Below are 7,681 nucleotides of genomic sequence, written 5' to 3'. Positions count from 1 at the left end.
CCCCTACTCCCCTATTCCCCTACGGCCAGGTCTCTGCCAGCCGATGTCGAGCAGGCCCAGCCGGCCAAGCTCCTTGTCCATTGCGCGAGCGACATCACGGCGCGCGCCGCCGATATCGCGCAGTTGGCGGTCGGAGAGATCCTCGACGTTCTGGTAGGCAGTATCGCGGCGGGGGAGGCGTATCGCGACCCGGGCGTGACGCAACCAGTCGAGGGTTTCGGCCAGCCAGTTCGGACGATGTGCGGACGAATTCAAAACGATGATGGACATGGTGTGCTCCGTTCTCCCCGAATATCAAATCCGGCTTGATGATGTTTCGATGGACAGATCATGCCAGATTGAAATCTCTGTAGGAAACGAGTAGTTTTCTCTCGATCATCAAGTTTTCTTTGAGGATAGGATGGCTCGTCTTCTGCCTGGGACTCGTGCCTTGAGGACGCTGGAGGCGGCGGCCCGGCACCTCAATTTCACCCGTGCCGCCGACGAGCTTGGGCTGACACCGGCCGCCGTCAGCCATCAGATCAAGGAAATCGAGGATCAGCTCGGGCTGGTGCTGTTCACGCGCACCAGCCGCACCATCCGGCTCACCGAGGCGGGAACGGTGCTGTTCGACGCCTCGGCGGACGCGCTCGACCTGCTTGGCCGGGCTGTTTCGCGGGCGCAAAAGCTGACGCGCGGCACCGCTCTTTTGAAGGTAACGCTCGACGCGCAGTTCGCGTCAAAATGGCTGATGCGACGCGTCGACGATTTTCGCAAGCGTCACCCCGATATCGAGTTGCGATTCGACATTGCCTATGAAGTGCGGGATTTCGAACTTGACGACATCGATGTCGGCATCCGTTTTGGCGCTGGCAAATATCCGGGCCTTCGCACCCACCGGCTGTTCGACAACATCCTCATTCCGGTATGCAGCCCGAGCCTTTTGACGTCCGGTCCGCCGCTGCGCGAGCCGCGCGATCTTTTCAACCATACGCTTGCGCATATCGAATGGTCGCGGCAAGGCGTGACGTGGCCGAACTGGCGGATGTGGATGGCGGCGGCCGGCATCAATGATTTCGACGACAGCCGGACAGTCGTGTTCGGAAATTCCACGGATGCCGTCCAGGCAGCGCTCGACGGCAATGCCGTTGCGCTCGCCGATTTCGCCATGGTGGCGAACGACCTTTCCCAGGGCAGGCTGGTGCAGCCTTTCGAACTCGGCCTGCGCGTGGCGCCCGAGTTCGCCTATTTCCTGGTCTATCCCGAGAATACCGCCGACGATCCGCGCATCGTCGCCTTTCGCGAATGGATGCTAGAGGAAGTCGCCAAGACGCGGACCACGGATAAAGGGCAGTAGGGCAGTAGGGCAGTAGGGCAGTAGGGCAGTAGGGCAGTAGGGCAGTAGGGCAGTAGGGCAGTAGGGCAGTAGGGCAGTAGGGCAGTAGGGCAGTAGGGCAGTAGGGATAGGCGTCGGTGCCGTCTGCTCCCCTATTCCCCTACTGCCTTACTGCCCTACTCCCTTCTTGACTCAGCTTGCCACCGCGCCGAACCAGCCGATGACGGCGCCGATGATCAGTAGCACGCCGAGCCAGTGGCCGCCGTCGATGAGGGTCAGGTCCCAGCCGAAATTCTCGTAGCGATGGTTGACCGAGAGCGTCGTGGCGACGAAACCCAGCCAGAGCACGAAGCCGAAGACAAGTCCGGCGAGCCATGTCGGCTCGCCGCCGGTCATCGCGCCGACGACCAGCGCCATTATCGTGGCCATGACCAGTTCGGCGATGAAGCTGACGACGAAGGGCAGCGGCGACTTCTTCATCGTGGCCGGATCGAGCTTGGCGGCCTTCAGCCACGCCTTGCTCAGGCTCATGTACCAGGCGGCGCCGAACAGCCACGCCACGATTGCGGCAGCGACCACCGCCAGCCAGTTCACTGCTGAAAAATCCATGAGCTCCCCCCTCTGATTTGGATATGATGGAACGCCTGTTCGGCGATCGCGTCAAGCGAACCGCCAGACGGTCGTGCGCTTGACCAGCGCATCCTCCAGCGCCCGCGTGACGGCCACTTCATAGACCGCAAGCGGCTCCAGCCCTGTCTTCGGCAGATACGACCGGCCGGGATCGCCGACAAGGATTTCGGCGCCGCGCGCCTTCAGCGTTGCGAACCATGGCACCAGCCGGTCAGCGAAAGATTTGTCATAGAAAACATCACCGGCCAGGACCACGTCCCAACCTGCATCGGTGCCGATGCAATCCGTGCCGAGGAATTCGGTCCCGATACCGTTGATCTCGCTGTTGAGCCGGATCGCGGTGGCGCAGAACGGGTCGATGTCGGAGGCGATCACCTTGGCGGCACCGGCCTTGGCGGCGGCGATGGCGACAAGGCCGGAGCCGGAAGCAAAGTCGAGCACGTGCTTGCCACGCACCGTGCCGGAATTGTCCAGGACATAGCGGGCAAGGCCCTGGCCGCCGGCCCAGGCAAAGGCCCAGAAGGGCGGCGGCAGGCCGATTTCGACCAGCTCTTCCTCGGTCCGCTGCCACAGATCATGCGCTTCGTCGGCAAGATGAAGCAGGATCTCCGGCACGTGCGGCGGCGCCATCAGCGCCGTGTTGTCGAGAATGAACTGTTTGGCGCTGTTGGGCGTGAGCGCCGTCACGGAACCGGCGTCAAGCCGCCCATGCGGCAGACTTCCTTCCATTCGGCCGGCGTCACCGGCTGCACGGAAAGCCGTCCGAGCCGCACCAGCGCCATGTCGGCAAGCCTCGGATTGGCCTTCACCTGTTCCAGCGTCGGCGGGTTCGGTACATCCCTTACGGCGCGGATGTCGACGCATTCCCAGCGCGGATCGTCCGACGTGGTGTCGGGATGGGCAAGCGCGCAGACTTCAGCGATGCCGACGATGTTCAGCCCCTCGTTGGAGTGGTAGAAGAAGCCGAGATCGCCGATCTGCATCGCCTTCATGTTGTTGCGCGCCGCGTAGTTGCGCACGCCGTCCCATTGCGTGCCGGCCTTGCCCTTGGCCTTCAGCATCTCGAAGGAGAACTTGAATGGCTCGGATTTGAACAGCCAGTAGTTCATGTCTTTCTCCTCCTTGGAGTCGCGCTGGCGACCGGGATTAACTAGCCGCCGGCTTGTTGAACGTCCAGTTCCACGGGCGGATTTCGACGCTTTCGAACAGCCCGGCCTTGGCGTAGGGGTCGGCGGCCGACAGAGCCTGCGCCCCTGCCAGGTCGGGCGCTTCGACGACCACGAGGCTGCCATTGGACCTGCCTTCAGTGTCAAGGAACGGACCGGCGAATGCCAGCTTCTTGTCGCCGTTCAACCCCTCGAGAAAGGCAACATGCTCGGGCCGCGTGTCGAGGCGCACCTGCAGGCTTCCGGGCTTGTCCTTGCAAATCACAGCAAACAGCATTTTTTCTCCTGATCGTTCAAAGTCGTGGGGATCAATCGTTGGTTTCGGTCTTCAGCGGCCGGGTCATCAACGCCGTCACGGCCTGCCGGACGGTGATGGTGCCATCCAGTATGGCGGCGACGGCGGCAATGATCGGCGCGTCGATGTTGCGCTCGGTCGCAATGCGGGCTGCGATCGCCGCCGTCGGCACGCCTTCTGCCAGCGGCAATCCGGCAAGTGGCTTGCCTTGCCCGAGCGCCAACCCATAGGCGAAATTGCGCGACTGGGTGGACGAGCAGGTCAGCAGCAGGTCGCCAAGGCCGGAAAGCCCCATCAGCGTTTCGGGCCTGGCGCCGAAGGCAGCGCCGATGCGGCGCAATTCGACAAAGCCGCGCGTCACCATGGCGGCCTGGGCGCTGGCGCCGAGACCCGCCCCAGTGACGGCACCTGCGGCAATGGCAAAGACGTTCTTCAAGGCGCCGCCGATCTCGACGCCGATCAGGTCGTCGTTCGAATAGCAGCGCAGATTTTCGGCGGAAAAGCGGGCGGCGAGATCGGCGGCCAATGCCTCGTCGCGGGCGGCGACCACAACGGCCGTCGGCAGGCCGCGGGCGACGTCGGTGGCGAAGCTCGGGCCCGACAAAACGGCAACCGGATTGAGCGGCAGGATTTCTTCGACAATCGCCGATAGCAACGCGCCAGTCTCGCTTTCGATGCCCTTGGCACACAGAACCAGCGGGATACCGGCCGGCATATGGTCCTTCGCGGCCGCCAGCGTCGCCCGCAGCGACTGCGCCGGCGTCACCGCCAGCACGCAATCGGCACCGTCGAGCGTGGCCTGGATGTTGCTCGTCGCCACGATGCCGGGCTGGAGCGTAATGCCCGGCAGGTAGCGTGGATTTTCGCCGCGGTCGATCGCGGCGACGGTCTCCGGATCGCGCGCGTAAAGGCGGACGAAATGGCCGGCGCGCAGCATGGCCAAGGCCAAGGCAGTGCCCCAGGCGCCGCCGCCGAGCACGGCAACGCGCCAGCCGCTTGGCGCGGTGACGTTGCCGCTCATTGCCACCTCGTTCATGCCTTGGCTCCGCGCCGGCCGGAGCCGACCATCGGCGCCGAGATGCTGTCCAGCGGCCAGCGCGAGCGCGGCACGAAATCGAAGCCGTTCTCTTGCGCCATGCCCTCGCGCAGCCGCTCGATGCCGGCCCAGGCGATCATCGCCGCATTGTCGGTGCAAAGTTTCAGTGGCGGCGCAATGAAGGTGAAGCCGGTCTCGGCGCAGAGCCGCTCCAGCATGGTCTTGATCGTGCGGTTGGCGGCGACACCACCGGCAACGACGAGGGCTGGGTTCCTGGTGCCGGGAAATGTCTCGCGAAAGCGCGTCAGCGCGCGAGAAACACGGTCGGCCAGAGCATCGGCTACGGCCCCCTGGAACGAGGCGCAGATGTCGGCGACGTCCTGGTCGCTCAGCGGCGCAATGGCGCTCGCCGCCTGGCGCACGGCGGTCTTGAGGCCGGAGAAGGAGAAGTCGGGCTGGGCCGAGCCCTTCATCGGACGCGGAAAGGCAAAGCGCGAGGCGTTGCCGGCCTGTGCCGCCTTTTCGACATTCGGTCCGCCGGGATAGGGCAGGCCAAGCATCTTGGCCGTCTTGTCGAAGGCTTCGCCGAGCGCGTCGTCGATAGTCGTTGCCCAGCGCTGGTAGCCGCCGACACCCCGCACGGCGACGATTTGCGTATGGCCGCCGGAGACCAGCAGCAAGAGATAGGGAAAGTCGAGCCCGTCGGTCAGCCTTGCGGTCAGCGCATGGCCTTCGAGGTGGTTGATGGCGATCAGCGGCTTGTTCGCCGCCGCGGCGATTGCCTTGGCGGTCATCAGCCCGACGATCAGCCCGCCGACCAGGCCGGGGCCGGCGGTGGCGGCAATCGCGTCGATATCGGCTAGCGCCGTGCCCGAATCGGCAAGCGCCGCCTCGATGATGCCGTCCAGCGCCTCGACATGGGCGCGCGCGGCGATTTCCGGCACGACGCCGCCGAAAGCGGCATGCTCCTCGATCTGGCTGAGCACGATGTTGGACAGGATTTTTGGCGCGGCGTCGCCGTCGACGGCCACCACGCTGGCGGCGGTCTCGTCACAACTCGTCTCTATGCCCAGCACGCGGATCAATTCGTCGCTGTCCCTAAAGATTGTATCATGGGGTTTTCCCCGTTAGGAGAACCCCGGAAAAGCCTCGCTTGCCGGGGGGTTATCACGGACTGCGCGCCATGCAAACAATCTTGAGAATCGGAACACGCGGCAGCCCGCTGGCGCTGGCGCAGGCGCATGAAACGCAGGCGCGGCTGATGGCCGCGCATGGCATGCCGGCGGAGGCGTTCGAGGTGGTCGTCATCTCGACCAGCGGCGACCGCATTCAGGACCGGCCGCTGTCGGAAGCCGGCGGCAAGGGCCTGTTCACCAAGGAGATCGAGGAGGCGCTGCTGGCCGGCCGGATCGACATCGCCGTGCATTCGTCGAAAGACATGCCGACGCAACTGCCCGACGGCCTCGAACTGTCGGCCTTCCTGCCGCGCGAGGACGCACGCGACGCCTTTGTCGGCAAAGCGGCGAAGACGATCGCCGAACTGCCGCGCGGGGCGAAAGTCGGCTCGTCGTCGCTACGGCGGCAAGCGCTGATCCGCCGGATGCGGCCGGATCTCGACGTGGTGATGTTCCGCGGCAATGTGCAGACGCGGCTGCGCAAGCTCGACGAAGGCGTCGCCGCCGGCACGATCCTGGCCTATGCCGGGCTGAAGCGGCTTGGGCTCGAGCATGTCGTCACCGACCTGATACCGCTCGATGTCTTCCCGCCGGCGCCGGGGCAAGGCGCGATCGGCATCGAAACCCGTATCGGCGACCGCGATGTCGAAAAGATGCTGGCGGCCGTCCATGATGTGCCGACCGGCCAGGCGCTGGCCTGCGAGCGTGCCTTCCTGGCGGCGCTCGATGGCTCCTGCCGCACGCCGATCGCCGGCTATGCGGCGATCGAGGCCGGAAAACTGTCTTTTGCCGGGCTGATCATCTCGCCCGACGGCACGCAGTCACACACGGTCGAACTGCAGGGACCGGCGCAAGACGCCGCCCGGATCGGCGGCGAAGCGGCCCGGAGCGTGCGCGCCAGGGCCGGCGAAAAGTTCTTCGACGGCTGGCTCTGAAATGCTTCGCGTCCTGGTGACCAGGCCGGAACCGGGTGCTTCGCGCACAGCGCATCGGCTGGAGGAGGCAGGTTTTCAGCCGGTTCTTTTGCCCCTGACCGAAACAAAGGCGTTGCCTGTCGCCGCCGGACTGATCCCGGACGATGCCGTCGCGGTGGCCGTCACAAGCGCCAATGCCATGCGCCATGCGCCGGAAGAAATCATCGCGACGCTCGCCGCCTTGCCTTGTCATGCCGTCGGCAGGCGGACTGCGGAAGCTGCCCGCAAAGCGGGGTTTTTGTCGGTCAGTGAAGGCCCCGGCGATGCCGAGGCGCTGGCCGACGTTCTCGCTGCCGATTTTTCTGGAAAGACGATTGTCTACCTCTGCGGGCGCGTGCGTTTTCCGGCGTTCGAACAGAGGCTCGGGACGGCGGGCGTTCGGGTCCACGCCGTCGAGACCTATGACACGCTGACAGTGGGTTATCCGGACGAAGTCACCCTCGAACGCCTGTCGGGGCAACCTGCCGACGCGGTATTGCTCTATTCAGCCAAGGCGGCGGCGGCGATGCAGATGTTGGCAAGACGGCCCGCTCTGCGCGGTCTCTTCGAAAAAACATGGGTTTTTGCGCTTTCCACGCGGATCGCCGCAGCCTTCGACGATGCCGCCGGCGAAAGGATCCGCATTGCCGCGCAACCTGACGAGGAGGCATTGCTGGCGCTTTTGCAGGCGCCGCGCTGAGCCGCGTCATCACACCGCCCCTTTTCACCGCTTGGTGATGTGCTAGACCCTTTCTGAACCATCATGCGCCGCCAGGCGTTGAGACGAAGCGAATGTGCGGAGCCCAGGCATGGTCAAGACGCCGAAGATGCGACACTCGAAAAGCCGCCGCGAGCCGGTGACCATCGATCTCGAGCCGGGCGCCGTCTCACGCATCGCCGACGAGGACGCCGCCACGCAGGAGGCGCAGACAGACGAGGCGAAGGCCGAGGAAGCAGCGAACGCTTCGCAGCCCGAGGTTCCCGAAGAGCCGGTTCATGCCGACCAGACCGATCTCGAGCCGTGGGAGCATGCCGATGGCGCCGCAGGTGCGGAAGGGCAAGCGCCGGCGCATGGCGGAGCCAAAGCCGCCGAGCCAGAGCTGCCTTATCC

At 65.0% G+C, this 7,681-nt stretch carries 10 protein-coding genes and 1 pseudogene; 4 read left to right on the top strand and 7 right to left on the bottom strand.

Features of this window, described 5'->3' with window-relative positions:
- Positions 1-3 precede the first annotated feature (3 nt).
- Positions 4-270 carry a hypothetical protein gene (locus EOA22_RS18765; RefSeq protein WP_013528900.1) on the bottom strand — a complete coding sequence of 89 codons (267 nt, stop codon included), beginning with the start codon at positions 268-270 and terminating at the stop codon, positions 4-6.
- A gap of 130 nt (positions 271-400) precedes the next feature.
- Here EOA22_RS18765 and gcvA point away from each other — a divergent pair, with 130 nt between their 5' ends.
- Positions 401-1,336: a transcriptional regulator GcvA gene (gene gcvA, locus EOA22_RS18760; protein WP_013528901.1), complete on the top strand. Its 936-nt coding sequence runs from the start codon at positions 401-403 to the stop codon at positions 1,334-1,336.
- A 171-nt stretch (positions 1,337-1,507) separates the two neighbouring features.
- Here gcvA and EOA22_RS18755 read toward each other — a convergent pair whose 3' ends face one another.
- The 6 genes from EOA22_RS18755 to tsaD are packed head-to-tail and all read right to left on the bottom strand — an operon-like array spanning position 1,508 to position 5,524.
- A complete protein-coding gene (locus EOA22_RS18755; protein WP_024503046.1) occupies positions 1,508-1,924 on the bottom strand; it encodes a DUF1761 domain-containing protein in 417 nt (138 codons plus the stop codon).
- Between the two features lie 51 nt (positions 1,925-1,975).
- Positions 1,976-2,674, bottom strand: a complete 699-nt coding sequence (locus tag EOA22_RS18750; RefSeq protein ID WP_174299057.1) for a methyltransferase — start codon at positions 2,672-2,674, stop codon at positions 1,976-1,978.
- Entirely contained in the window at positions 2,629-3,054 is a 426-nt protein-coding gene (locus tag EOA22_RS18745; protein WP_063169521.1) for an EVE domain-containing protein, read from the bottom strand. Before EOA22_RS18745 ends, EOA22_RS18750 begins: the two co-directional genes overlap by 46 nt.
- Before the next feature lie 37 nt (positions 3,055-3,091).
- On the bottom strand, positions 3,092-3,388 hold the full coding sequence (locus tag EOA22_RS18740; protein WP_063169520.1) for a YciI-like protein: 297 nt from the start codon (positions 3,386-3,388) through the stop codon (positions 3,092-3,094).
- 31 nt (positions 3,389-3,419) lie between these two features.
- Positions 3,420-4,442: an NAD(P)H-dependent glycerol-3-phosphate dehydrogenase gene (locus EOA22_RS18735; protein ID WP_063169519.1), complete on the bottom strand. Its 1,023-nt coding sequence runs from the start codon at positions 4,440-4,442 to the stop codon at positions 3,420-3,422.
- Positions 4,439-5,524, bottom strand: a complete 1,086-nt coding sequence (tsaD, locus tag EOA22_RS18730) for a tRNA (adenosine(37)-N6)-threonylcarbamoyltransferase complex transferase subunit TsaD (RefSeq protein ID WP_181172687.1) — start codon at positions 5,522-5,524, stop codon at positions 4,439-4,441. The genes EOA22_RS18735 and tsaD overlap by 4 nt, the downstream gene beginning before the upstream one ends.
- A 101-nt stretch (positions 5,525-5,625) precedes the next feature.
- On the opposite strand from tsaD, the gene hemC reads away from it, so the two are divergent.
- The 3 genes and pseudogenes from hemC to EOA22_RS18715 all read left to right on the top strand — a co-directional run.
- Positions 5,626-6,552 (top strand): hydroxymethylbilane synthase, encoded by a 927-nt coding sequence (hemC, locus tag EOA22_RS18725; RefSeq protein WP_063170402.1) that lies wholly within the window; start codon positions 5,626-5,628, stop codon positions 6,550-6,552.
- 1 nt (position 6,553) lies between these two features.
- Positions 6,554-7,270, top strand: a complete 717-nt coding sequence (locus EOA22_RS18720; RefSeq protein ID WP_063169517.1) for a uroporphyrinogen-III synthase — start codon at positions 6,554-6,556, stop codon at positions 7,268-7,270.
- Between the two features lie 109 nt (positions 7,271-7,379).
- Positions 7,380-7,681, top strand: a pseudogene (locus EOA22_RS18715) (phage tail protein); the annotation flags it as partial.

The organism is Mesorhizobium sp. M7A.F.Ca.US.014.04.1.1 (genome assembly GCF_003998745.1).
Classification (GTDB): Bacteria; Pseudomonadota; Alphaproteobacteria; order Rhizobiales; family Rhizobiaceae; genus Mesorhizobium; species Mesorhizobium ciceri.
This window is presented reverse-complemented; position numbering and strand designations above follow the sequence as displayed.

Bases quoted from the DNA above. Each gene is read 5' to 3' on its own strand.
- gcvA (WP_013528901.1), top strand. From the start codon at position 401: ATGGCTCGTCTTCTGCCTGGGACTCGTGCCTTGAGGACGCTGGAGGCG.
- EOA22_RS18720 (WP_063169517.1), top strand. From the start codon at position 6,554: ATGCTTCGCGTCCTGGTGACCAGGCCGGAACCGGGTGCTTCGCGCACA.
- EOA22_RS18765 (WP_013528900.1), bottom strand. From the start codon at position 270: ATGTCCATCATCGTTTTGAATTCGTCCGCACATCGTCCGAACTGGCTG.
- hemC (WP_063170402.1), top strand. From the start codon at position 5,626: ATGCAAACAATCTTGAGAATCGGAACACGCGGCAGCCCGCTGGCGCTG.
- EOA22_RS18740 (WP_063169520.1), bottom strand. From the start codon at position 3,388: ATGCTGTTTGCTGTGATTTGCAAGGACAAGCCCGGAAGCCTGCAGGTG.
- EOA22_RS18750 (WP_174299057.1), bottom strand. From the start codon at position 2,674: ATGGAAGGAAGTCTGCCGCATGGGCGGCTTGACGCCGGTTCCGTGACG.
- EOA22_RS18745 (WP_063169521.1), bottom strand. From the start codon at position 3,054: ATGAACTACTGGCTGTTCAAATCCGAGCCATTCAAGTTCTCCTTCGAG.
- EOA22_RS18735 (WP_063169519.1), bottom strand. From the start codon at position 4,442: ATGAACGAGGTGGCAATGAGCGGCAACGTCACCGCGCCAAGCGGCTGG.
- EOA22_RS18755 (WP_024503046.1), bottom strand. From the start codon at position 1,924: ATGGATTTTTCAGCAGTGAACTGGCTGGCGGTGGTCGCTGCCGCAATC.